This is a genomic window from Belliella baltica DSM 15883, from assembly GCF_000265405.1.
GTDB lineage: Bacteria > Bacteroidota > Bacteroidia > Cytophagales > Cyclobacteriaceae > Belliella > Belliella baltica.
Map to the genome: position 1 here is coordinate 484,331 of NC_018010.1, position 24,407 is coordinate 508,737.

The 24,407-nt window shown below is 36.8% G+C and carries 18 protein-coding genes; 3 read left to right on the top strand and 15 right to left on the bottom strand.

Going from position 1 to position 24,407, the window contains the following annotated elements; translation table 11 throughout:
• Nucleotide 1 precedes the first annotated feature (1 nt).
• From BELBA_RS02270 to BELBA_RS02290, 5 genes are all read right to left on the bottom strand, one after another.
• A complete protein-coding gene (locus BELBA_RS02270; protein ID WP_014771134.1) occupies nucleotides 2–3,319 on the bottom strand; it encodes a VCBS repeat-containing protein in 3,318 nt (1,105 codons plus the stop codon).
• The gene (locus tag BELBA_RS02275; RefSeq protein ID WP_014771135.1) at nucleotides 3,316–3,885 is read right to left on the bottom strand and encodes a hypothetical protein; all 570 of its coding nucleotides are present in this window, start codon (nucleotides 3,883–3,885) and stop codon (nucleotides 3,316–3,318) included. Before BELBA_RS02275 ends, BELBA_RS02270 begins: the two co-directional genes overlap by 4 nt.
• A 23-nt stretch (nucleotides 3,886–3,908) precedes the next feature.
• A complete protein-coding gene (locus tag BELBA_RS02280; protein ID WP_014771136.1) occupies nucleotides 3,909–4,520 on the bottom strand; it encodes an FG-GAP repeat domain-containing protein in 612 nt (203 codons plus the stop codon).
• Nucleotides 4,521–4,637: 117 nt separating this feature from the next.
• Nucleotides 4,638–6,137 carry a RagB/SusD family nutrient uptake outer membrane protein gene (locus BELBA_RS02285; protein ID WP_014771137.1) on the bottom strand — a complete coding sequence of 500 codons (1,500 nt, stop codon included), beginning with the start codon at nucleotides 6,135–6,137 and terminating at the stop codon, nucleotides 4,638–4,640.
• A gap of 18 nt (nucleotides 6,138–6,155) precedes the next feature.
• Nucleotides 6,156–9,155: a SusC/RagA family TonB-linked outer membrane protein gene (locus tag BELBA_RS02290; protein ID WP_014771138.1), complete on the bottom strand. Its 3,000-nt coding sequence runs from the start codon at nucleotides 9,153–9,155 to the stop codon at nucleotides 6,156–6,158.
• Nucleotides 9,156–9,660: 505 nt separating this feature from the next.
• Here BELBA_RS02290 and BELBA_RS02295 point away from each other — a divergent pair.
• The gene (locus BELBA_RS02295) at nucleotides 9,661–12,294 is read left to right on the top strand and encodes a DUF5686 and carboxypeptidase regulatory-like domain-containing protein (RefSeq protein ID WP_014771139.1); all 2,634 of its coding nucleotides are present in this window, start codon (nucleotides 9,661–9,663) and stop codon (nucleotides 12,292–12,294) included.
• Nucleotides 12,295–12,568: 274 nt separating this feature from the next.
• On the opposite strand, the gene BELBA_RS02300 is transcribed toward BELBA_RS02295, so the two are convergent.
• Nucleotides 12,569–13,801, bottom strand: a complete 1,233-nt coding sequence (locus BELBA_RS02300) for a sensor histidine kinase (protein WP_014771140.1) — start codon at nucleotides 13,799–13,801, stop codon at nucleotides 12,569–12,571.
• Between the two features lie 145 nt (nucleotides 13,802–13,946).
• Here BELBA_RS02300 and BELBA_RS02305 point away from each other — a divergent pair, with 145 nt between their 5' ends.
• Nucleotides 13,947–14,417 carry a Dps family protein gene (locus BELBA_RS02305; RefSeq protein ID WP_014771141.1) on the top strand — a complete coding sequence of 157 codons (471 nt, stop codon included), beginning with the start codon at nucleotides 13,947–13,949 and terminating at the stop codon, nucleotides 14,415–14,417.
• Nucleotides 14,418–14,476: 59 nt separating this feature from the next.
• Here BELBA_RS02305 and BELBA_RS02310 read toward each other — a convergent pair whose 3' ends face one another.
• The 9 genes from BELBA_RS02310 to BELBA_RS02350 all read right to left on the bottom strand — a co-directional run bounded on the left by BELBA_RS02310 (nucleotide 14,477) and on the right by BELBA_RS02350 (nucleotide 22,888).
• Entirely contained in the window at nucleotides 14,477–15,784 is a 1,308-nt protein-coding gene (locus BELBA_RS02310) for an ABC transporter permease (RefSeq protein WP_014771142.1), read from the bottom strand.
• A complete protein-coding gene (locus BELBA_RS02315; RefSeq protein ID WP_014771143.1) occupies nucleotides 15,777–16,679 on the bottom strand; it encodes an ABC transporter ATP-binding protein in 903 nt (300 codons plus the stop codon). The genes BELBA_RS02310 and BELBA_RS02315 overlap by 8 nt, the downstream gene beginning before the upstream one ends.
• A gap of 43 nt (nucleotides 16,680–16,722) precedes the next feature.
• A complete protein-coding gene (locus tag BELBA_RS02320) occupies nucleotides 16,723–17,481 on the bottom strand; it encodes a DUF4097 family beta strand repeat-containing protein (RefSeq protein WP_245531120.1) in 759 nt (252 codons plus the stop codon).
• Nucleotides 17,482–17,688: 207 nt separating this feature from the next.
• On the bottom strand, nucleotides 17,689–18,804 hold the full coding sequence (gene dnaJ / locus BELBA_RS02325) for a molecular chaperone DnaJ (protein WP_014771145.1): 1,116 nt from the start codon (nucleotides 18,802–18,804) through the stop codon (nucleotides 17,689–17,691).
• 5 nt (nucleotides 18,805–18,809) lie between these two features.
• Nucleotides 18,810–19,370 carry a nucleotide exchange factor GrpE gene (locus BELBA_RS02330; RefSeq protein ID WP_014771146.1) on the bottom strand — a complete coding sequence of 187 codons (561 nt, stop codon included), beginning with the start codon at nucleotides 19,368–19,370 and terminating at the stop codon, nucleotides 18,810–18,812.
• A gap of 123 nt (nucleotides 19,371–19,493) precedes the next feature.
• Complete coding sequence (gene obgE, locus BELBA_RS02335; protein ID WP_014771147.1) at nucleotides 19,494–20,486, bottom strand: GTPase ObgE; 993 nt, start codon at nucleotides 20,484–20,486, stop codon at nucleotides 19,494–19,496.
• Between the two features lie 86 nt (nucleotides 20,487–20,572).
• Nucleotides 20,573–21,145 carry an adenylate kinase gene (locus BELBA_RS02340; protein WP_014771148.1) on the bottom strand — a complete coding sequence of 191 codons (573 nt, stop codon included), beginning with the start codon at nucleotides 21,143–21,145 and terminating at the stop codon, nucleotides 20,573–20,575.
• 58 nt (nucleotides 21,146–21,203) lie between these two features.
• Nucleotides 21,204–21,731: a hypoxanthine phosphoribosyltransferase gene (gene hpt / locus BELBA_RS02345; protein WP_014771149.1), complete on the bottom strand. Its 528-nt coding sequence runs from the start codon at nucleotides 21,729–21,731 to the stop codon at nucleotides 21,204–21,206.
• Nucleotides 21,732–21,979: 248 nt separating this feature from the next.
• On the bottom strand, nucleotides 21,980–22,888 hold the full coding sequence (locus BELBA_RS02350) for a M20/M25/M40 family metallo-hydrolase (RefSeq protein ID WP_014771150.1): 909 nt from the start codon (nucleotides 22,886–22,888) through the stop codon (nucleotides 21,980–21,982).
• A gap of 172 nt (nucleotides 22,889–23,060) precedes the next feature.
• On the opposite strand from BELBA_RS02350, the gene BELBA_RS02355 reads away from it, so the two are divergent.
• Complete coding sequence (locus tag BELBA_RS02355) at nucleotides 23,061–24,356, top strand: OmpA family protein (RefSeq protein WP_041779481.1); 1,296 nt, start codon at nucleotides 23,061–23,063, stop codon at nucleotides 24,354–24,356.
• The last annotated feature ends 51 nt before the right edge of the window (nucleotides 24,357–24,407 follow it).

A 24,407-nucleotide genomic window follows, 5' to 3' on the forward strand; every position in this document is an offset into this window, starting at 1 on the left:
ACTAATATGCCCACCATTCAAGGGGTTTATTATTCTTCACGACCATCAGCATTCTTTGACCTTTGATCTTTACTTCATGGAGGTCTCGGATATCTCCTTCAAGTTTCAATCCATGATTTCTATTTTCGAGGTAATCGAATGTCCCATCTCCTTTACCAATCAAGACTTCCCCGTAACTTGCATCATATTGACCTACTTCAGGTTTGGCTCCTGCAAGATTTCCTGCCATGATGATGTCTTCAATTCCATCACCATTCACATCGGTCACCAATGCTGCAAACATCCAAGATCTTTGTGCTTTTCTCGGTAAAGCTTGAATTTCAAATTGTCCTGCTCCCTTGTTCATCATGATTGCAGATGAAGCAAAATTGAATTCTTGAATGACCGAATTCCCCAATACCTCAGCAGGAAAAATACCCTCTAAAGCTTCTTTGTTGTAAGCACTGTATTTCAAATATTTTTTCTTGATGATTGGGATTTGCTTCTCAAGTTCATGTTTCAAAGTGTAAGGAATATGTTTATCGCCTGACTGCTTCGTGAAGATTTGCTCTACGCTTCCATTTTGATCAAAATCATTGACAAACATTCTCACAGCGGTTTGGTCAGTTGGTTTGAATCTACTATTCAGCCCTTGATTTCCCAACACAAAATCAGGTTTGCCGTCATTGTTAAAGTCTCCAGCTTGAATAGTTCGATACCAACCTTTATATGCTTGCATTTCAGGCATTTCAATTTTCTCTAATTGCTTACCCGTATTTTTGAAAAATGTCGGAGCCATCCACTCTCCTACTAAAATCAAATCTTCTTTTCCATCACCATCATAATCCACCAACGCGGCATCTGTCACTAAGCCAATTTCCTTTAGTTGAGGTGCAAATTCTCCTGTCGCATCTTTGAAATTCCCTTGGCCATCATTGACGAGGATAAAACTGCTCGCATTTACTCCATAAACAAAAGGGATCAATCTTCCACCAACAAACAAATCCATCGCTCCGTCGCCATTGATGTCCATTACTTTGACGACGGAAGTACTGTGACGCAAAGATCCTAAACCATTATTTTCAGCTTTTGTGAACTTGCCCTTTCCGTTATTCAAGTATAATCTATCCGCTAATTCTGCAGTACCGAAAGCCGCTTCATTACTTCCTGAAGTGACAAAAAGATCCAAGAATCCATTTCCATTAGCATCAAAAAATATAGCATCTGTATCCTCTGCTACCTTGTCCAATTCAAATGCTTGCTGATTGGATTTGGTGAAGGTTCCATTTGATGATTGGAGAAATAATTGTCCTGCAGAACCCTTAGCACCACCTAAGTACACATCCTCCAAACCATCTCCATTGACATCTCCAAAAGTGGCTTTCGGACCTTCTGTGGAAAGTTTATGGTATGTCAATCTATCCTGATCAAAATCCACAAATTGATTTTCAACATGGGTGAAATCTAGGATGTTTTTCCCTTTTTCGAATATGTTGGGTTTTGGTATTTCAAAAAAATCTCTTTCCTCAGAACGCTCTACTGCATTTTCCCAAGACAAAGAAAGGAGCTGATTTGCTATGATTTCTTTGAGCACTGATATTTTTCCATCAGGCCATCTCACTTGAACTTCATCAAGTTTTGAAACTGATCCCAAGCCAAAAGTCAATTTAGGGTCCACAGAAGATTGGAATCCTCTGTTTGGCATATTTTCTTGATAGAAAATCTGATCACCTGATTTGAGTCTGATTTGTGCACCTATGGCTGCTGTATTTCCTGATTTTCCTTTCAATCCAATCTGTAAGAAGTTATTTTCAGGGAAAAACTCTCTACTTCTATTTTTATAGATTAATGCTTCTTTATTAACATTATTGATGACAAGATCCAAGGCGCCATCATTGTTCAAATCCCCATAAGCCGATCCATTGGAGTGAATAGCCTCTCCCATGCCCCATTCATGAATGACATTTGTAAAAACCAAATCCCCATTGTTTTTGAAAGCATAATTGGAAACAGGATTTATAGGAATCGGGTCAACCAAAGCTTTATAATCCACACCTTCTTGGGTGATGATTTTTCTCTTGGTTTCTTCATTGTCGATAAAATTCAGATAATCGAGGTCTGTAATATCCTGATAGATTCCGTTTGCTACGAAGACATCCTTGAGACCATCATTGTCCATGTCAAAAAATAAAGCTGCCCAACTCCAATCTGTAGCTTCCAAATTCGATAATCTTCCCATATCACTGAAAGTATCATCACCATTATTGACGTGGAGCATGTTTCTATTGTACTGATAGTGGTAACCATGCTGAATATTGAATTGGAACTTATCCCAGCTTTCAAAAGTGATGACTTGCTTCAAGCGATCCATAGGCTCGGGTAGCATATCAGTCACGAAAATATCCAAAAAACCATTGTTGTTGACATCTGCAATATCTGCACCCATGGAATTTGCACTGGTTGACCTGATATATGTCTCCAAACTTTCTGTGAAAGTCCCATCTTGATTGTTGATATAGAGATAATCCTTCTCAAAAAAATCGTTGGAAATAAAAATGTCCATCCAGCCATCTTGATTTACATCACCAATCGTAATTCCCAATCCAAATCCAATCAAACTTCCATAAATCCCGGCCTCTTCACTGACATCAGTGAACTTGTCTCCATCATTTCTGAATAATTTATCGCCTCCGACAGGATCCCTTCTTGGCCTTTCATTCTGCATTTTGTTGAAGCTCCCGATAGCAGTATAGCTATTGTTGAGCAAATACATGTCAAGGTCCCCATCGTTGTCATAATCAAAAAAGACAGCGTGGGTAGAAAAACCCTGATCTGCTAAACCATAAGCTTCCGCCATTTCGGTAAATGTCCCGTCTCCATTGTTGATGAAAAGCTCATTCTGCTTGTTATCACCAGCCAAATCACCTGAATTACACACATAAATATCCAGCAAACCATCACCATTGATATCAGCCATGGCCACACCTGTGCTCCACGCTCTCGTTCCTGTAACACCTGTTTCATCCGTTACATCTTTGAATTTAAAGTCTCCTTCATTGAGATAAAGCTTATTTTCTCCTTGGTTGGAAGTAAAATAGATATCCAAAAGTCCGTCATTATTGACATCTCCCAAAGCGACTCCTCCACCATTATAGAAATTTCTATAAGTGAATATGTTGAAATCTTCATCAAACGTAAGGTCATTGCTGAAAGTCACCCCCGAACTAGAAGATGGAATAGATTCAAATAGCGCATCGCTCTTCTGCTCATATTTTTTGCAAGATGAAATGCAAACAGCAGCTAGTAAAAAGAAAGAAACTGTTTTTCCAACTAATTTCATGAAGCAATATCTTTAATATCCTTTATTCTCAAGTCCAAGATATCTACTCTTACGCCACTCAAATTTTTGATATAAATGCGAATCAGTCTATTTCCATCGATTTTAACCATAGCAAAAGTCCCTTTTGAATCTTCTACTCTGAAAAATCCATTTCCATATAATTGCTCAAAATAACCCACAACATCATCTACTAAATTCTCAGAGCTAAATTCAGGATTTGTTGGAAACCAGTCTCTGTATTGGAATTCCACTGGCATATAAAAAATTCGTCCCTCTTCAAATTTAGGATAAAAATACATATTTGCCATTTTCCCTGAAGGCATCTCCAGTTTATACTGGACTTTTAGTGCATGTGCACCATTCGTCAGAATTCCATCTTTATTCATCTCCCAACAGGCCACAAAAAAGTCTTTTCTAGGCATACCAAATTTTAAACCTAGAAATAGATCATCATAGACTTTCCCAGATTCCAATTCCCTTTGTTTTACTTTTTCATATTCTGTTTTTCTATCACAGGAAAAAAGCAAACCAAAACCTAAAATGAAGAGAACCAATTTCAATTTCATACTTTTCTATTTTCTAAATTTATTTAATTTTTATCAAGCAAAATCAAGCTATCATTATTTCTAATTACTGCCAATTTATATCCTTCTTGAGTTCGGATTTTTTTAATATCTCTGATTTCTCCTTCGATAAATAATCCATATTCCTGAGACATTTCTGTGAAAGTCAGGTCACCATTGTTTATAAAAAGCTCGTTATGCCTTTGTTCGCCACCAAGTGGCCCTGATTTACAAATATAAATATCCAGCAAGCCATCTCCATTGACATCGGCCATACTGACACCGGTGGACCAAATGTTTTCAACCGCTAAACCTGCAATTTCTGTAATATCTTCAAATTCAAAATTCCCTTTGTTCAAATAGAGCTTATTCCCCACTTGATTCCCTGCGAAAAAAATATCTGTTAATTCATCATTATTGATATCTCCAAGAGCTACCCCTCCACCATTATAAAAATTTCTGAAAGTATATGGATTAAATTGCTCTGTATAGGTAAGTTGATTGGTGAAGTCTATTCCAGTATCTTCTTTATCCATCAACTCAAAAAGTAGCACTTCCTTTTCCTCTACTGTACAGGAACTCAACAGCAGCAAAGCAATAAGAATATAAACGAAGGAAGGTTTGGAGGTGACTGTCATGGATTTACTGAAAGTAAAACTAATCCTTTTCTGAAAACTAAATTGATTCAGCGGTATAATTAAAAAGAAGTGTGCATGTGCACACTTCTTTTTGGTGATAATATATAGGGTTAATTATTAATATCCTGGGTTTTGAGTCAAATTTGTATTTGACAGAATTTTATTCAAAGGAACAGGGAAAATGTGTCTAGTCGCGGTAGAACTAGGTTTTTCCCACCAAGGAGACCCAAAACGATTGAATCTGATCAAATCGGATCTTCTCCAACCTTCTGCGAATAATTCTCTACCTCTTTCTTCAAGAAGATTGTCTAAAGTCAAGGTAGTGTAAGGTTCCACTCCTGCTCTCTGTCTTACTTGATTTACATAAGTTAAGGCAGTAGCTGCATCTCCTTGTCTTAATAATACTTCAGCCTTCATCAATAAAACATCAGCATATCTGAATACTGGAAAATCATTATTAAGCTCAGACTGCGCACCGATGGCTATTTCAAATTTATTTACTCTAGCACCTGCTTGTCTGAATGCAACTGGCTCTAGCTCGTTGATCTCTGGAGTGAAATTCACTTCCACACCATCTGGATCTCCATCAAAACCAGCTTCATCAGATAAAGGCGTAACACCGTCTAGAGCAAACTGAGGTCCTACTAGGAAGTTATCTTTTCTTAAGTCGTCATCCTCATAGCTATTATAAAATTCTTCCAAAGCTGCATATCCATTCCATGGCTGATCTACTAAATCAAATGTCTTTCGAGATTCGTAATGTAAAGTCATTAGGTGAATATTAAATCCAGGAGCATTGTTTGCATCATAAGGAAGTGTAAACATATTCTCTACCGAGTTCTGATTTGAGGTCGCAAAGTTTGAGAAATAATTTGGAGCTAAACTATATGGACCATCATTGATTATAATATCAAGCATGGCATTGGCATCAGCTAATCGAGATTGTCCGATATATACTTCAGCATTCAAATAAAGCTTCGCAAGAATCATGTGAGCAGTCCAGAAGTTCAAGTTTGTTCTTCTGTTATCTTTAGTCAAAATCTCAGCATTTTCAAGTATACTTGATTCGATGAAATCAAAGAGCTCTTGTCTCGATGAACTCGGAGGGTTTGGATCAGTGGTCGTTTCGATAACTAGGGGAATTCCTCCTCCAAAATTATCTAGTAGGACCAAATAACTGAAAGCTCTCAAAACTTTCATTTCTCCAGCCAATTCTTGAATATCAGGAAATTGTTGAATCAATGAATTCGTCTCTGCAATTACTCTAAAAGGAGTATCCCATACTCCATTTAATTCTCCATCATCCACATTCCAAGTGTGTCTATGCGCTCTTACCCAAACACCGCCATCGTTCCAGTCACCTCCTTTTACAGGAATTGCCATTTCGTCAGAGGTGATTTCTTGATAACTGTAGAAACCACCGTGTCCACCCCAGCTTCCATTTCCCATCAATTGACTGTAAGCCGATTGCTTCAATACCTCAGCAAGTTCAGGTGGAGCTTCACTTGCCAATCTCTCTTGAGTGATCCCTGTCAATACTTCCTGCTCTAGCTCACAAGACACCATGGTCAGCGCTGCGAGTCCTCCTACACATATCGTTTTTATTGATCGTAACATAGTATAAATTAGTTTATGTTATTTAAAGGTTATTGTTAATCCTGTAGTCCAAACTCTAGGAATGAAATACGTATCTCTTCTTTCAATACCAGGTGCCAATTGGTCACCTCCATCGGCCCATCTAACTTCAGGATCTACACCAGTAAAGTTTGTAATGGTGAATAGATTTTGAACACCTGCATACAGTCTCAAATTAGAAATCGCACCAGATCTAGTTGGCACATTGTAGCCTAGTTGTAAGTTGTCTAATCTTACAAAATCACCTCTTTCAATGTAGAAATCAGAGATTTGACTAGGTGCATTTGAAATCACTGGATTTGTTGGCGTATTTTTCGTAATTACTGAGTTCCAAGTCGCATTACCATCACCTTCATAGAATAATCTGAATGAATTCAACATTTGATGTCCCCAAGAACCTCTTAATAAGAAGTTCAAATCCCAGTTTTTATAATTGAATTGGTTAGTAAAGCCAAAGTCACCAGTAGGTAAGGCATTTCCTAAAACTTCGAATTCGTCAGGGCTATTTGTTGATAAAACTGTAGTTCCATCATCCAATATCCCTTCTAATCTAGGCCCGTAGATGTCACCTACTCTTTCACCTTCGAGATTTCTGATTACTTGAGAATTATTAACTCCAGGAGCACCAGGAACACCTCTTCTAATCTCAGGCAAGGTCAAACCTCCAGCTCCAATGTCTTGAATTCTGGCTCTTTGGTAGATTGTGAAAATAGCCGTTGGAGTCCATGTCACTCCAGAACCTAGGTTAATCTCGTTTGCTGTCATCAAAAATTCGAAACCAGCACTGTTCAAGCCAGCAATGTTAGCCCAAATAGACCCCGCTGTGTAAGGAAAAAACTGTCCTGGTTGATCTGCTCTTGGATTGAAAGGGTTTGGCTGACCAATATTTACCCCAACATCAAATAACAAATCTTGGATATTTCTTCTGTAGTAATCCATACTACCGGAAATTTTCCCGTCAAATAACGCATAATCCAAACCGAAGGTTAATTCTCTTGTAGTTTCCCACTGCAAGAATTGATTGGCATTGGTAACTTGAACTGGTGCTACCCAAGCAGTATTTAAGTTGGTTGGATCTAGTTGGATTCTATTTCCATTTTGATAAATACCCACTGCCAATGTTGGAGATGGAGGCAACTGACCTACGATACCAAATGAACTTCTCAACTTGAACTGATTGAATGGACCCATATCAAATATTTGAGTCAAATCAGCACCAGCAGAGAATGCTGGGAAATAACCAGTTTGATTTTGAGAACCAAAACCTGAATATGTTTCAGATCTCAATGTTGCAGAGAAGAAATAAATGTTTCTAAAATTGAAATTCGCTCTTCCAAAAACTGAGTTCAAGGTTGATTTTGTTGCATTACTGTAAAGGTTTGTGTTTGCACCAAATCTGATACCGCCTGCACCTAAATTGTTCCACCCTTGATCAAATAAGAACTGTCTTGTTTGAGCACCAAAGGCTCTCTCGTCAAACAGCTGGGTTTCAACACCACCCAAAAGTGACATGTTCAAACCATCAAATATCTCTTTTTCATATCTTAAATTTCCAGAGACAATTGTATTTGTTCTATCAAAAGTATTTTGTTGAGCGATACCATTATTTGCTCCACCTCCATTTGGAGCTCCATCTAATCTTGAACTATATTGACCATTCAAAGTATTCAAAACATCCTGAGAGAACTGTGCCGAAACAATCAATTCATCTGTAATATCAAACTCAGCTCTGTACGAGTATAAAGCATTTCTTACTTTGGTTTGATTTGTTCTCGTGTTGATCAGCGCCAATGGGTTATTGTTATCAAAACCAGTTGGCTGAAAAAATCCTCCATTCAACAAGCCATTAGGAGAATTGTCAAAAACAGGCATTGTTGGGTTAAGAATAGTAGCATAAAGCATGGCTTCCCCAGGTACGTCATTTGCTTCTGTGTCTGTAAATGTCAGGTTTACATTCATTCTTAATCTGTTATTTAGCGCACCATGCGATAAATTCAATCTTGTATTCAATGTCTCTCTTCCCGAATTCTTCACAACTCCTTGATTACTTCTATAATTAACTGAAGCAAAGTAAGAAGTGTTTTCAAAACCTCCTGAAAGTGACGCGTTTGTAGTTCCGTTCAGGGCAGTTCTCAAAATTTGATCTCTCCAATTGGTGTTTTGACCGAAATCTGCAGTCGCAGGTCTTCTCGCTCTAAATTCATCAGGAGACAAAACTGGGATTAAGCCTGTAGCTTGTTCCGCTGTACCAAAAGTATTGATTGTTACATTTGAAAAACCTTTTTTCGTGCTTCCCTGTTTTGTTGTGATCAAAATCACACCAGCAGCACCTCTTGTACCATATATAGCGGCAGCAGATGCATCTTTCAAAACATCTATTGTTTCGATATCATTTGGATCGACTGCATCGATTGATGCACCAATTACTCCGTCCAAAACCACAAGTGGGGAAGAATTTGCACCAAATGATGAAATACCTCTTAATCTTACTGTAGGCTGCGAATTAGGTGAACCTCCTGGAGCAGAAATATTCAAACCAGCTACTTTACCTGTAAGCAAAGTTTGTGGATTAGGGAAGTTACCTTTGTTGAAGCCTTCCACACCAACGCTCGCTACCGAACTGGTAATTTCCTTTTTATCTTGAATACCATAACCAATCACGACAGCTTCTTGAAGGGAAGTGATATCTTCTTCAAGCTCTACATTGATGATACTTTGATTACCGACAGTGATTTCTTGCGTAGTAAAACCTACAAAAGAAAAAACCAATACTTGATCTCCCGACTGAAGTGGAATTGTGAATTTTCCATCTAGGTCTGTGTTTGTTCCTCTGGTCGTACCTTTGACCAAAACTGTTACTCCAGGAAGGGGTTCACCCATGGTTTTATCCAGGACTGTACCTGAAACCTCCCTGCTCTGTGCATTTGCTGTGATTACCGCAGCAAAAAGCAGCATAGTAACCATCAGAAACACCTTCATTTTTTGTAAATAATTTCTCATAGGGTTTGTTGTTTTGAAAAAAACGGTTTGGTTTAATAGTTAATTTCTCCTCCAAGTTGGATGTTTAATTTTAATTTTGCAATTTTTAACATATACAGATAGAGCCTTTTGAAATAAGGAGTGTTAACAGAATTATGGTATTTTTTTGTAATCAGTAATATTTAATAAGAATTCTTACCATATCGTCAACCGAAAACGATTGAACTTTTCGAATAGTTAAAATTTTTCGATTTTATTAGAAATGTGAAAAAACAATACCTTTTTTATGGATTCACTTATGAAAGTGTGAATTCATTGACACAAAACAATTAGATGTGTTAATTCACCAAATAAAATATTGGTAATATTCTAACTAGGAAATCAACGATTATAAAAGACGTTAAAAGAGAAATAAAACGGTTTTGAGAAAAATAGGGGGCATTAGTTAATATTTGTCAAAACTTCTCGGAATTTCAGGTCGTTTAAAGTATTTAGTTTACTTTTCAATCCATAAAAACTGATGATAATGACTTCTACTTTTAAAATATTGCTTTTCTTTTTTATCCTTTTTGGAGCAGCAGAACTCAAGGCTCAAGGAATAAGAGGAAAAGTACTTTCCGATCTTGGCGAACCTCTTGCTTATGCATCGGTGTATATTAGAAATCTTGCTGATGGAGTGCCAACCAATCAAAATGGGGCCTACGAATACAAGCTCAAACCAGGGTTTTACGATGTGATCGTTCAGTATTTAGGTTATGAAGCTGTATTGAGAACTGTTGAGGTCAAAGAAGAATGGATTGAACTAGATTTTGAGCTAAAGCAACAAACTTATGCTTTACAAGAAGTCACTATCAATAGCAAGGCTGAAGATCCTGCTTTGACAATTATGAGAAAAGCGATATCGAAAGCTAAGTACCATAGGTTGCAAGTAGAGGAATATAGCATGATGGTCTATCTCAAAGGTACAGGTCAACTCACCAATGCTCCATTTTTTATCAAAAAGCAATTGGAAAAAGAGGGCATGAAACTCAACGAAGCATATACCACAGAATCAGTTTCTGAAATCACTTTTTCACAACCCGATAAAATCGAAGAACGCGTAATTAGTATTCGAACAAACGGTGACAATAACCAAACCTCACCAGCTCCTTATTTGGCTACGAGTTTTTATAATGAGAAAATTAATGATGCGATATCTCCTTTGGCTCCTTCTGCTTTTGCCTATTATAGGTTTAGGTTTGAAGGTTCCTTTATAGAAAATGGAGTTACAGTCAATAAAATTAAAGTTACCCCACGATCTCGAGGCGAGCGTGTATTTGAAGGCGTTATTTTTATCATTGAAGACTTATGGGCAATCCATAGTTTAGATTTAAAAACCTCATTACTCGGATTTGATATCAATGCAAGACAGCTTTATGCAGAAGTAGCAGAAAATGTCTGGATGCCGACTACTCACACTTATACTTTTGGTGGCAAATTTTTTGGTTTTGCTGGGGAATACAAATACCTCGCTTCTACGAGAGATTATAAAGTTCAGCTGAATCCGGATTTGATTGTGGAGACAGAAATTATTGATGAAAAAATCGATGAAGTACCTGAGGGAAGCAGCACTTTCAATAAAAACCTTTCTGCTTTAGATCAAATTGCCCAAGCAGATAATATGAAACGAAAAGACTTCCGAAAACTGATCAATGAATATGAAAAAGAAGCAGAGAAGGAAAGAGAAAATTCTGAAGTCATTTCGGAAAGAACCTACAAAATAGACAGCTTGGCTAAAAAGAGAGATTTGAGTTATTGGGACAGCATTCGACCAGTAAAACTCACCGATGCCGAATTGAAAGGGTATCAAAGAGATGATAGTGTAGCTGTTGTCGAAGCTGCTAAAAAAAGTGACAATGACAGCACGATTCAAAAGGCAAAAAGAAAATTCAGAGTTCAGGAAATCTTGACAGGAGGTAAATATTTCTTTGGAAATGGAAAGTCAGCTGGATTTAATTCTAACCTTACCAAGATTTCATTTAATACTGTAGAAGGCTATAAAATGGGAATAGGTGCTTTTTATAGAATAGAAAAAAGTACAAAAATGGCAGACAGTGTCAGTTATTTTAATCGTTCTTGGAACATTGAACCAGAGGTGCGCTATGGGTTTTCCAGCGAGCGACTGTATGGAGTAGTGGATTTGCGTAGATCCGTAACCAAAGGAAGACCAGGGTATACTTTTGGACTTAAAGGAGGCTCATACATTTTCCAATATAATACAGATAACCCAATCAACGAACAGGTCAATGCTTTGTACTCAATTTGGTTTAGACAAAACTATATGAAGCTTTTTGAGCAGGATTTTGTCACGGTCTATCTTGCTCATAGAGTGAATGATGCTTTTACCTACAGAACTAACTTTACTTATGCAAATAGACGTACACTAGAAAACACGAACAATTGGAGTATATACAACAGGCCTGGAAGGGAATACACAAGTAATATCCCTGAAAATGTAGAGGAATCACCTTATGCATTCGACAATCATCGTGCATTGATTTGGAATAGCAGTGTGGAATGGAGACCTGGGGTCAAATACAGCATTCGAAATGGTCGAAAAAACCCTATCTACTCCTCCGCTCCTTTGCTAAAATTTGCTTATACCAAAGGCATCAAAGCAGGAAGCACAATGAATCAAGCAGATTTCGATCTGGCGGAATTTGGATTGGAGCATTTCTTTAATTTCGGAGTAAGTGGTAAGCTTGATTTCAATTTGAGAGCAGGTACTTTCCTCAATAACAATAGAGTTTATTTTCAAGATTACAAGCACTTTGGTGGCAATAGAACCATTTTTGCAAATATGGGCGTAGCGTCAAACTATCGCTTTATGGATTACTATCAATACAGTGCTCAATCAAATTATGTAAGTGGAATTGTCCATTATCAATTCAGAAAATTCCTTTTGACTCAACTACCGATGCTACGCTTTTCCGGTGTAAGAGAAAATGTTTTCTTGAATTACCTCAAGACTGCCAACTCTCCGCATTATTGGGAGGTGGGATATTCATTGGATAACTTGTTTAGAATATTTAGAGTTGAAATCGGAGCTGGTTTCGAAAATGGAAACTATTCAAGAGGTGGTGTTAGGCTTGGTGTAGCTAGTTTTATTAATATCAATTGAGATATTGGTTGATTAGGTTATTAAGTTATCAGTGATTGGGTCAATTAGTGGATTAGGAGCGAGTTAATCAGTTTGGTTGAAGAATTAAAAAATAATTGATTGATAGACATTGATTGCAGTAAATTTTCCTTAGAGCCAATCTTAATTGCGTAAATTTTGATATCTTAAGTTAGCGCATTATATTGGAGGCTGTAAGGTTTAATAAATGGAAAGATTTGACAGTCTTTGGCTGTTTTATCTTTTATCTGGGCTTCTTTGAAGCCTTTTTATTTTTCTAGAAACTGAAAAAATCATCTTTTGTATTTTCATCCATTTGTTCTTTGACTCCTTTGAGAACAATTCTAAATGTCGTTCCTTTACCTACTTCGGATTGTTTTACAAAAACTTTCCCTTGATGATACCCTTCGATGATCCTTTTGGCTAGCGTCAACCCAAGCCCCCATCCTCTTTTTCTAGTGGAAAATCCTGGGTTAAAGACACGTTTGAACATCCTTTTTTCGATTCCTTTTCCAGTATCGCTTATATCTACAAGCACATACTGTTCACTTTCTTTGATGATATTGATTTCTATTTTTCCTTGACCTCGCATCGCATCAACTGCATTTTTACAAATATTCTCAATTACCCATTCGAATAATGGCTTATTGATCATTGCTTCTACGTCTTTTGCGTAACCATTGACTGTCATGTCAACTTTACTTGAAATCCTTGGTCTCAGATAAGCAATAGCATCATCGACTACTGCGAAGACATTCTCGGATTGAATAACAGGTTTACTTCCAATAGAGCTAAATCGCTCTGTGACCATTCTCAATTTGACAACATCTTTGTCCATTTCCTGAATCACTTCTTTGTTCTCTTCCCAGACCGGCGAGTTTTTCAAATAGTCAATCCAAGCCATCAATGATGCAATAGGCGTCCCGAGTTGATGTGCTGTTTCTTTGGTCAGACCAGCCCAAACTTGGTTTTGTTCTGCGATTTTTGATTGATTGAATACTGCATAAGCTAATACCCCAAAAACAATGATTACGGCTAACTGAACATATGGATAAAAACGAAGTGAGGTCAATAACTCAGAATTTCTATAAAAAATAAAGGAGCCGTTTTCCATTTGAATAGGCTCATATTCATCCTTCATTTGAAGCAATTCTGACTTGAGTATGTCTAATTTTTCCTCTTCTGAGGTTTTCTTTCCAAAGTTAATATTTTTATACTCACCTGGATTTCCAAACTCATCCATGATAATTAAAGGGATGGAGTTGTTTTGCTGTATGATCTCCTGATTGATAAAGGTCAAATTGTCAGTATAAACTGATGCATATTCCAGTGCGCGTGCCAAAAGTTCGATTTGTCTTTTCTCACGTTCTTTGAGTTCTTCAACAAGGTTGTTGGTATAATAAATGGATCCAAAACTGATCACTACAGAACAAATAAAAATCAACCACTTGATTTTATTTTTATTCTTATAAAAGTCTAAAGTGGCAATTTCCTGAAGGGTATTCCTCATATTTTAATCAGCAATTTGTATTGGGCTTAACCATATAGACAACTCTTTTTGGGAGATAGATATTATCAATACTGACAAAATTAAATTCCACTAAGTATGGCGTTATATTTGATGAATAAGTAGTAGAAACCAAAAATATAATAAAATGAGCACAAACGATATAGGATTAGAAATAAAAGACAGTAAAGTTTTAGTCAAAAAATTAAATAGTCTTTTGGCAAATTATGAAGTGTATTATCAAAACTTAAGAAACTTCCATTGGAATGTATCTGGTCCGAATTTTTTTGAGCTTCATGCTAAATTCGAGGAACTCTACAATTCCGCAAATCTTGGAATAGACGAGACTGCAGAAAGAATCTTAACATTAGGAGAAAGACCTTTGTCTTCATTTGAAGAATATATCAAGCATTCTGAGATCAAAGAGGCTAAAGAAATTTCTGATTCAAAAGCAATGGTAGAAACTGTTCGAGACAATTTGAACATACTTCTGAAGCTTGAAAGAGAAGCACTAGAGACAGCCTCTGAACAAAACGATGAGGGCACAGTGGATTTGATGAGCGGATATATTACTGCCAAAGAAAAAACTGTTTGGATGCTTTCAGCATACCTCAAGTAAAATTATCAATCGATAAAATCAAAAGAGCCTGACGAAAGTCGGGCTTTTTATTTTTATGACTAACCTAATCTTATCCATTTCCAAAGTGTCTTATAAGTCACTTTACTCCCGTGCATTAAGATGCCTATTTTATAAATTTTAGCAGCAACCCAGGTAGTCATCAAGAAACCAAGAATCAATAAGGACATCGATAAAGCCAAATCAAAAAATGGAACACCATAACTTGCTCTACCCATCATGGCAATTGGAGAAGTGAATGGAACTATAGAAAGCCAAAAAGATATATTACTAGCAGGATCCACCAATACGAATGCAAATAGTCCAAAGTAAGCAATCAATAAAGGAATTGTGATGGGAAGGACAAATTGCTGTGCATCTGATGGGGAGTCAACAGCCGCACCTATTGCAGCAAAGAAAGACCCATAGAGTAAGTACCCACCTATAAAGTAGAAAACAAAAGTCAAGGCGATTTTAGAGAAATTGATTTGCATAATGACTGCCAAAATACTTGAGAGATCATCATTCCCATTTACTAATTCCATCATTTCAGGATTTGCCATTTCCATGGCCGTCTGCTGTGGCATTTGCAAACCAAAATAACCCAATACCACACTTGAGATTCCTGAGATCAAAACAATCCAGATTAAGAATTGTGTCAAACCAACTGCACCAATTCCTATAATCTTCCCTAACATTAAATCAAACGGCTTGATAGAAGACACCAAAATCTCTATGATTCTACTTGATTTTTCTTCTATTACACCTTGCATGATTTGATTTCCATATACAAAAATGAAAATATAGATCAATATTCCTGTGAAGAAGCCAATCCCATAATTTACTGTGGCATCGGTTAATTTTTCTTCACCTGAATTATCCAGAGTGATTGCTTGAATATTGACTACAGTACGATAGGCTTCCAAAACTTTTGGATCTATTCCTGCTTCTTGCATCCGAAGCTCTTCCACCCTTCTTTTCAGCCCAGACTCCAAAGAGGATACAAAGCTCATACTTGGATTACTTGATCCATAATAAACAATCCCAGTGGGCTTTTCTAAATTAATTTTTGGGATATATAAAAATCCATATCGATCTCCAGATTGCACTTGCATTTTGGCTTCTTCGGGAGAGGAATTTGAAAAGGAAAATGCATACTGATCTCTACTTTCTAAAAAAAACAAGTTATTTTCATCTACAACCTCAATTATTCTTAGAGCTTCTCCTTTTTCTTCCCCAACAGCAATCCATAAAAAAACACCCATAATAGTTGGGAAAATTAATGGAGTAAGAATAGTAGCTAGAAGAAAAGATTTTTTCTTTACTCGAGCTAAATATTCTCGTTGTACGACAAGAAGAACTTTACTCATAAGAATGAAATTTGATTTGTTGAATAAATATTTCTTCCATCGTAGGAATGGTTTCTGAAAATTCTTGAATTTCACCTAGTGAAATCATTTCTAAAAGCAGTTCATTCGGACTTTGATTGAGCAGAGGAACATGGAGCTGAAATGCTCCTTCATTAGATACCATTTTCCAATTCTCCTTAAGAGTATTTGGCTCAAAAGGCTTCAAAACCACTTTGAATATTTTCTTCCTAAATTTTTTCTTAACTTCTTGAAGTGATCCACTTAGGACAAGCTTAGATTGATGAATCATTGCAAGGTCATCACAGAGTAATTCTACTGATTCCATTCTGTGCGTAGAAAGTATTACAGTAATCCCTTTTTTATTTAATTCAAGAATTTCATTTTTGATCAACTCAGCATTGACGGGATCAAAGCCAGAAAATGGTTCATCCAAAATCAATAAATCAGGCTCGTGAATCACTGTTGCGATAAATTGGATTTTTTGCGCCATGCCCTTTGAAAGGTCTTCGATTTTCTTCCTTTTCCAAGCAAGGATATCAAGCTTTTTCAACCAGAATTCAACTTTAGTTTTTGCTTCTGCAAGAGGCATATCTTTGAGTCTAGCAAAATAGATCAATTGATTCCAAACTTCCATTTTTTTATAAAGCCCCCTTTCTTCTGGCAAATAACCGATATTAGCTATATGTTTTGGGTGCAACTTTTCACCTTTGAAAAATACTTCTCCACTATCACAATCAATAATTTGATTAATGATCCGAATAAGTGATGTCTTCCCAGCACCGTTCGGTCCCAAAAGACCAAAAATTGTTCCTTGAGGTATAGTCAGATTGATATCCTGAAGTGCCGTATGGTTTCCATACACTTTTTTGAGATTGGTAATTTCTAGTATGTTCAAGGCTTTTACTTTTGATGAAAGTAGTCAATCGAAGCTAAAAAATCTACTTCACTGTCACTGACCCTACCGAGACATCTATGGTAAGGTCCAATAAATCTGGTGCATCAGCTTTATAACTTTTACTGACATAAGTTTTGTCACCAATATCTTTCAGGTATTTTGGAAGATAGGTCCTACACATGGCAGTTGATTTTATTTTCAATTTATAAGGCTGCGATTGATCGGGCAAGGTAATATTTACTTTACCAGCGCCTACTACTGCTGATACTTTTGCGTCATGGAGCAATTTATCTGAAAATGATAAATCTAATGTTCCATAGTTGATTTCAAATATCATATTTTCAGCATTTGCATAATTGATATTTGAGACTTCTAAATTCCCCATATTAATGGAAACCATCAAGGTGTCCATGGTTACAGAATTGGGGGCTTTTTTTGTGTAATTCAATTTTATGTCAGCACTTGCAGATTTGATATTACAATTAGAAATAGGGAGGTTTGAAAAATCCAAGTTGGCTTTGCCTATGCCGAAATAGAGATTTAAATCATAGAGGTGGTTTGAACTCAAGCCTATATTCCATTTATGATCATAATCCTCAGAGTCACTTGAGAACAATTTATAAGAAAGACTTTTCCCTAACGTTTCTGACTCCACATTTCGATGTAAAAGATTGGCAGAAAGAACCCCATTTCTAATATTGTGTGAGAAAGTTGGAAGAATATTTACTTTTGAGAGGTGGGAAGTGATGTGAAGAGGCGAGTCACCGTGTTCTCGATAGAGCTCAGTAATCCCCTTATACACGTTAAAATCAACATGTACTAAATTGAATCCTTTTCTTTCTTCAATCTTGAATTCCTTGTCTATTTGGGCTTTTAGGGCTATCTCGCTATTGAAAACGAAACATATGATTAAGCACACTCCTCTCAACATACGGATAAATTACGGCGATATTCCGAAAAGGTTATAATTGGGCAATAAAAAAGGCTGGAAATATTTCCAGCCTCTATTTTAGAAAAATTCTTTCATCTTATCAAAGAAACTTTTTTCAGAATTCCCAGGATCAGGTTTAAAATTATCCGAATCCTTTAGTCCTTCAAGTATTTGTTTCTCTTCTTTACTGAGTTGCTTCGGAGTCCAGACATTTACATGGATCAGCTGATCGCCTTTACCGTAGCCGTTGATATCTTTAATGCCTTTTCCTTTCAGTCTAAGCATCTTGCCACTTTGAGTGCCAGCATCAAGTTTAATTTTTACTTTTCCGTCAATAGTCGGCACTTCTACTTGCGCTCCAAGTGCAGCATCTATGAAACTTACATAAAGATCGAACACCACATTGTTACCATCTCTTTGTAAGGTATCATCTTCTAACTCCTCTATGACGATCAGTAAATCTCCTGGAACTCCACCTGCGGTTTCATTTCCTTTTCCAGACATACTGAGTTGCATTCCGTCTGCAACACCTCCTGGAATATTTATCGCAATAACTTCTTCTTTGAGAATCAATCCCCTTGCATCTGCTTCAGCTGGTTTTTTGTCTACAATTTGTCCATTTCCACCACAAGTAGGGCAAGTGCTAGCAGAAACCATTTGACCGAGCATGGTATTGACTACTTTTTTGACTTGTCCTGTACCTTGACAAGTGCTACAAGAAGTAAAGGTCACCCCATCTGCCAAGACATGGCGTTTTACTTTGATTTTCTTTTCGACGCCATTTGCAACTTCCTTGAGGTTCAATTTGAGTTTCACCCTTAAGTTAGTCCCTTTTTTGGTTCGACGACCTCTTCCTCCACCACCAAAGAATGATTCGAAACCGCCACCACCTCCGCCACCGAAGATGTCACCAAATTGGGAGAATATGTCATCCATATTCATACCACCACCACCAAATCCGCCGTTTCCACTTACTCCTTGATGACCATATTGATCATATCGCTGACGCTTTTCTTGATTGCTCAATACTTCATATGCCTCAGCTGCTTCTTTGAACTTGTCTTCAGCTTCAGGATTGTCTGGATTTTTATCCGGATGGTATTGGATAGCAAGTTTTCTATATGCTTTCTTTATTTCTTCTGGGGATGCATTTTTTGCTACTCCCAATATTTCATAATAGTCTCTTTTCGCCATATCAATTACGCTCCAATGACAACCTTGGCATATCTGACAACTTTGTCACCTAAGGTATATCCTTTTTCTACTACATCTATTACCTTGCCCTTCAACTCCTCATTTGGAGCGGGAATTTGAGTGATCGCTTCCTGAGTTTCTGCATCGAAAGATTCCCCAACCAATCCTTCCATCGGTTTTAACCCTTTGTTTTCGAGAATTCTTTGGAATTTTTGGAAAACAAGTTGGTTTCCATCTCTCACTTTTGTTGCATCTTCCTCATTTTCACTTGCTTTGAAAGCTCTTTCAAAATCATCTACAACAGGAATAATTTCAGTCATCAAATCTTGAGATGCTGTTTTGATTAGATCTAAACGCTCTTTAGAAGTTCTTCTTCTATAATTTTCAAACTCAGAATAAAGTCTAAGGTATTTATCCTTTAATTCCTGAACTTCTGCTTTCAACTTTTCTTCTTCAGATACTTCATTGACAACTTCTTCAGTTGTGTTATCTGTATTTTCTTCTTTTGCAGTAACTTCCTCTTTGTTCAACTCTTCCGCTTCTGAAGTTATATTTTCTTTGCTCATATCTTTATTTGTCACGTTTACTGTTTTATGACGCTCCTATTTTTCTTATCAGTCATCTTCTTGAGACTTTTGAAGAATATCAATTTGTTTGCCATAGGTACAAAACTGACAATCTGACATAGGTTAGTTGTTGATTGCCTGCCACAGCATGTCTTTCAATTTATCTAAATTATAATTACTTACAGAAGATATAAAAATGTAGGGTAGATCTTTGGGGACATCAGCTTCCATTTCTTTCATCAATTCATCATCAAGCATATCTGCTTTGGTGATTGCCAAGAGTCGCTTTTTATCAAGCAACTCAGGGTTATATTTTTCGAGTTCCCCAAGTAATATTCTATACTGCTCGCTGATGTTTTCTGCATCAGCAGGAATCATAAATAACAAGATGGAGTTTCTCTCGATATGTCTCAAGAATCTAATCCCAAGTCCCCTTCCTTCCGCAGCACCTTCTATAATCCCCGGAATGTCAGCCATCACAAAGGATTTATCATCTCGATAAGGAATAACTCCTAAATTAGGAACTAAAGTGGTAAACGGATAATCGCCAATTTCTGGTCTTGCTGCTGATATGCTTGAAAGTAGCGTTGATTTTCCAGCATTTGGAAATCCTACTAAGCCTATATCTGCCAGTAATTTCAATTCCAAAATAATCCATTCTTCTACACCTTCTTCACCAGGCTGGGCATAATGTGGAGCTTGGTTCGTAGCTGTTTTGAAATGATCGTTACCTAATCCACCTCTACCTCCAGGAGTCAAGATTACTTCTTGACCGTCTTCAGTGATTTCATGTCTAAGTTCAAAGGTTTCAGCATCTTTGGCTACTGTGCCCAGGGGAACCTCTAAAATTATATCTTGTCCATCTTTACCTGTTCTTCTCCCTCCCTCACCATTTTTTCCAGCTTCTGCGATGACATGCTTTTTATACTTCAAGTGAAGTAATGTCCACAATTGAGAACTTCCTCTTAATATAATGTGACCTCCACGACCTCCATCACCTCCATCAGGCCCACCTTTAGGCACATGCTTTTCTCTACGGAAATGTACCGAACCTGCGCCTCCCGCTCCTGATCTGGAACAGAATTTTACATAATCTATAAAATTAGAATCTGCCACTCTATTTCTTGTTTGGAATAAAAAAGGCTAAGCAAATATGCTTAGCCAAAATATTTGATGCCGCAAAGGTAATAAATATTTGATTACTAATATTGATCAACAACTTTCGCTATGTTATCAAATATTTCATCAATGGTTCCTACACCATGGATCTTGGTTAGTTTACCTTGGCCTTTATAATACCCAGCGACCGGTAGGGTCTCATCTAAATACACTTTAATACGAGTTTCTATTTTGGATTCGTCTTGATCGTCAACTCTACCTGACGTCTTTCCTCTTTCACGTATCCTTTCTTTCAGAATGTCCTCTGGAACATCTAGTGCTATCATCCCTGAAATTTTCAGACTTAGATCTTCCAAAACCTTATCCAAAGCACTTGCTTGAGCTACTGTCCTAGGAAAACCATCGAAAATAAAGCCATTTCCACTCTTAGTTTCTTTGATTTTATCTTCTACCATTCCGATTACAACTTCATCCGGCACTAATCTACCCTCGTCCATATATTTACGAGCTAGCTTTCCCAGATCAGTACCTTCTCCAAGATGCTTTCTAAATAAATCTCCCGTAGAAAGGTGTGTCAAGTTGTATTTTTCAATAAGCTTTTCGCTTTGGGTTCCTTTACCCGCTCCTGGAGGGCCAAACAATACTATATTAAGCATAACAGATCTTTTGGAATTAATTTTATTTAAAGATGTCAATTGATCAATTAATTGACGTTTATTTCAATTGGTAAATTGAGGGTATATTTCTTCCCTGACCATCATAATCTAGGCCATAACCAACAACAAATTTATTTTCTATTTCGAAACCAATATAGTCCACCTCTACATTGTATCTTAATGCATCTGGTTTGTATAACAATGTCGCGACAGATACACTTTTTGGGTTTTTTGTATTTATTGTTTTGAGCAGATGAGTCATACTCAATCCTGTGTCAATGATATCTTCCACAACAATCACTCTTCTATTCAGAAGGTCTGATTCAAGCCCAATCAAATCAGTCACCTCCCCTTTGGAATCAGTACCAACATAAGAGGCCACTTTCATAAAAGAAATTTCAGTGGGAATATCTAAATATTTAGCCAAATCAGATAAAAACATAAATGCACCATTCAATACACCTATAATAATGGGATTGTCATTTTTAAAGTCCTTAGAAATTTGTGCACCAAGAGCTTTCAATCGAATATCGATTTCTTCAGCACTTATAAAAGGGACAAACTCTTTATCCTTTATTTTTATCATTTTAGCTAAATAAAAATGCCCTTATCATCAAGGGCGTTACAAATATAGAAAAAAAATGATTTCTATCCATTCATAATTTTTGCTAATACATTATTAGGATTAACAAGAATGATATTAGAATTTAAAAATTTCATTTACGATTTTGTGAATAATTGTCAAAAGACGACAACTATCCGTCCATAGTAGCCTAAATATAAGGTTGTAGTTTTTTGTAAGTGACTACTAATATTAAAACAGATAAGTATATATTATAAGTGTGGCAATAAGTATCTGTACATTTCGATCATACATTCCAAATCAAAAAGCGCTACTTTTTCATTCGGTGTATGCACATGATCTTCAGGAGCACCAATAAAAATCCAATCTATTGGATAAGGCGAAAATTGAATTTCTCTTCCATCACTCCCACCTGCATCCTCAACCTCAAGTTGGAAAGTAACACCACTTTGCTCTGCCAAGGCAATAATTTTGTTTACAAAACTTCTTCTGGGAATATATTTATCCCTTATGGAGATTGCAACTCCCTTCCCATGCCCTACTCCTTCAGTGACCCAAGTGATATCTGAAACTAGCGCTTGTTTGACAGGTGCATCTTCCATTATAAATTTTAGCAAATATGGCATACTCCCTCCACCATGTTCTTCATAAGTTGAAAATACAACCCAACCATCTACTAAGTCTTCACATAATTTTAAGGCATTATATACTCCAAGTCGATTATCAAGGTACGCAGCTTGAATAAATTTGTCGTCAATCCTAACATTCTGGGCGAATGACAAATAAGTACCTCGGTCAATAGCTCTAGGAAAATCATGAAATAATTCACCATCTATATTTTTTAATTTACAAAGTATAGGGCCAAGAGAATCCTCCCCACATAATAATATATTGTCTTCAAGTTCAGGCCCACCAACACAAATCAGTTGGTTTTCATACCTAGTCATAAAACCTATTGTATCAATATGCGCAAACACGGCAGTACGGGGATTACCAAATTTGAGTAATATACAATCATGAAAATTTTCTCCATGATATACTTTTGGCAAAACCTTCCAGGTATTCATGCGTTGTAAGATGAGGTTTAAAAGAAACTTCTGCATAGAAGATTCGTTACCTGAGACACTTTGTATTTCTAATAAATCTTTTAAAAGTTTCATTTTGGCATTATTTATGACAGAATTTATGCGAATGTATAGCCTAAATTCTAAAAGAATTGGAATAAAGTTTAAAGATTTAAAAATAAAATATACATTTGTGTTAAGTTAAAAGTTTATAAATTTGCATTCAAATCAATTAAACACTCAAAATTTTGAAAAAAAATTTTTTACCATGAAAAAATTACTACTATCTACATTAATGGCTGGTGCCTTAGCTTTAGGAGCTAACGCCCAGAACGACTACAACAAGTGGTCACTTGAAGTAAATGGAGGATTCAACAAACCAATGGCACCATTGTCAGCTGGTTATTTGTCTCCATCATTGAATATTGGACATGCGGACCTAGGTGTTCGATATATGTTCAATGACAAGTTCGGTACGAAACTAGATTATGGTTTCGGTTCATTTAGTGAGTCAAATGGAAATAGCCCATCTTTCTCTACCAATTACTGGAGATTGAATCTTCAGGGTGTTGCCAACTTAGGCAGAATCATGAATTGGGAAACATTCTCTAGAAGAGTGAACCTATTAGGTCACTTCGGAGCAGGTATTGGTCAAGTGAATCCACAAGAAAATGCCAATGCTGACTTCAATGATAATGTTTACAATTTCATTGCTGGTTTTACTGGACAAGTGAAACTTTCTGAAAGAGTTGCATTAAATGCTGATATCAGTACTATCATCAATGGTAGACAAACTACAACATTTGATGGGGCTAACAATATCAACCCTGGAACAATGCCAAATTCCTCCACAAACAATGGTTACTACGGTGCCAATGCTGTATGGTGGACTGGTACACTAGGATTAAGCTTTTACTTAGGCAGCAAAGACACACATGCTGATTGGTATGTAGCTGCTGACAAGTATGCCACTAAAGAAGAATTGGCTTCTCAGATCGGTGAGATCAAAGATATGCTTAAGGATTCTGATGGTGACGGTGTACCTGATTATCTTGACAAAGAGCCAAATACTCCAGCAGGTGCTAGAGTTGATTCTCATGGTAGAACTTTAGATTCTGACGGTGATGGTATTCCTGATCATTTGGACAAGTGTCCATTCGCTCCAGGTCCAGCATCTAACGATGGTTGTCCAGTTGAAGAAGTTAAAGAAGTAGATTACTTCAAGAAAGCAATTAATGAAGGTTATGTGAACGTTTACTTTGCATTTGACAGTGCTAAACCACTTGGTTACTCTGCATCTTCTGTAAATTATGTTGCAAACTTCTTGAAGAGAAATCCTGGAGTTAACGTAGAAATCAAAGGATATGCTGATGAGTTAGGTCCTGAAGATTACAATGTTAAGTTATCAGAAAGAAGAGCTAAAAATGTTCATGACTTATTGGTAGCAGCTGGTATTGAAGCTTCTAGATTATCTTACAAAGGATATGGTGAAGATACTAGTGTAGATAAGCAATCTGCTGACGCTAGACAATTAGCTAGAAGAACAAGCTTCGAAGTTAAATAAGATATAATATATCAAATGAAAACCCGATCTTTGCGGATCGGGTTTTTTTTG

What these genes read in the sequence shown, in the direction of transcription:
- BELBA_RS02330 (WP_014771146.1), bottom strand. Translation starts at nt 19,370, where the DNA reads ATGAGCAAAGAAAATATAACTTCAGAAGCGGAAGAGTTGAACAAAGAG.
- BELBA_RS02275 (WP_014771135.1), bottom strand. Translation starts at nt 3,885, where the DNA reads ATGAAATTGAAATTGGTTCTCTTCATTTTAGGTTTTGGTTTGCTTTTT.
- BELBA_RS02300 (WP_014771140.1), bottom strand. Translation starts at nt 13,801, where the DNA reads ATGAGGAATACCCTTCAGGAAATTGCCACTTTAGACTTTTATAAGAAT.
- BELBA_RS02310 (WP_014771142.1), bottom strand. Translation starts at nt 15,784, where the DNA reads ATGAGTAAAGTTCTTCTTGTCGTACAACGAGAATATTTAGCTCGAGTA.
- BELBA_RS02280 (WP_014771136.1), bottom strand. Translation starts at nt 4,520, where the DNA reads ATGACAGTCACCTCCAAACCTTCCTTCGTTTATATTCTTATTGCTTTG.
- BELBA_RS02350 (WP_014771150.1), bottom strand. Translation starts at nt 22,888, where the DNA reads ATGAAACTTTTAAAAGATTTATTAGAAATACAAAGTGTCTCAGGTAAC.
- BELBA_RS02290 (WP_014771138.1), bottom strand. Translation starts at nt 9,155, where the DNA reads ATGAGAAATTATTTACAAAAAATGAAGGTGTTTCTGATGGTTACTATG.
- BELBA_RS02285 (WP_014771137.1), bottom strand. Translation starts at nt 6,137, where the DNA reads ATGTTACGATCAATAAAAACGATATGTGTAGGAGGACTCGCAGCGCTG.
- BELBA_RS02295 (WP_014771139.1), top strand. Translation starts at nt 9,661, where the DNA reads ATGACTTCTACTTTTAAAATATTGCTTTTCTTTTTTATCCTTTTTGGA.
- BELBA_RS02355 (WP_041779481.1), top strand. Translation starts at nt 23,061, where the DNA reads ATGAAAAAATTACTACTATCTACATTAATGGCTGGTGCCTTAGCTTTA.
- dnaJ (WP_014771145.1), bottom strand. Translation starts at nt 18,804, where the DNA reads ATGGCGAAAAGAGACTATTATGAAATATTGGGAGTAGCAAAAAATGCA.
- BELBA_RS02305 (WP_014771141.1), top strand. Translation starts at nt 13,947, where the DNA reads ATGAGCACAAACGATATAGGATTAGAAATAAAAGACAGTAAAGTTTTA.
- BELBA_RS02340 (WP_014771148.1), bottom strand. Translation starts at nt 21,145, where the DNA reads ATGCTTAATATAGTATTGTTTGGCCCTCCAGGAGCGGGTAAAGGAACC.
- BELBA_RS02270 (WP_014771134.1), bottom strand. Translation starts at nt 3,319, where the DNA reads ATGAAATTAGTTGGAAAAACAGTTTCTTTCTTTTTACTAGCTGCTGTT.
- hpt (WP_014771149.1), bottom strand. Translation starts at nt 21,731, where the DNA reads ATGATAAAAATAAAGGATAAAGAGTTTGTCCCTTTTATAAGTGCTGAA.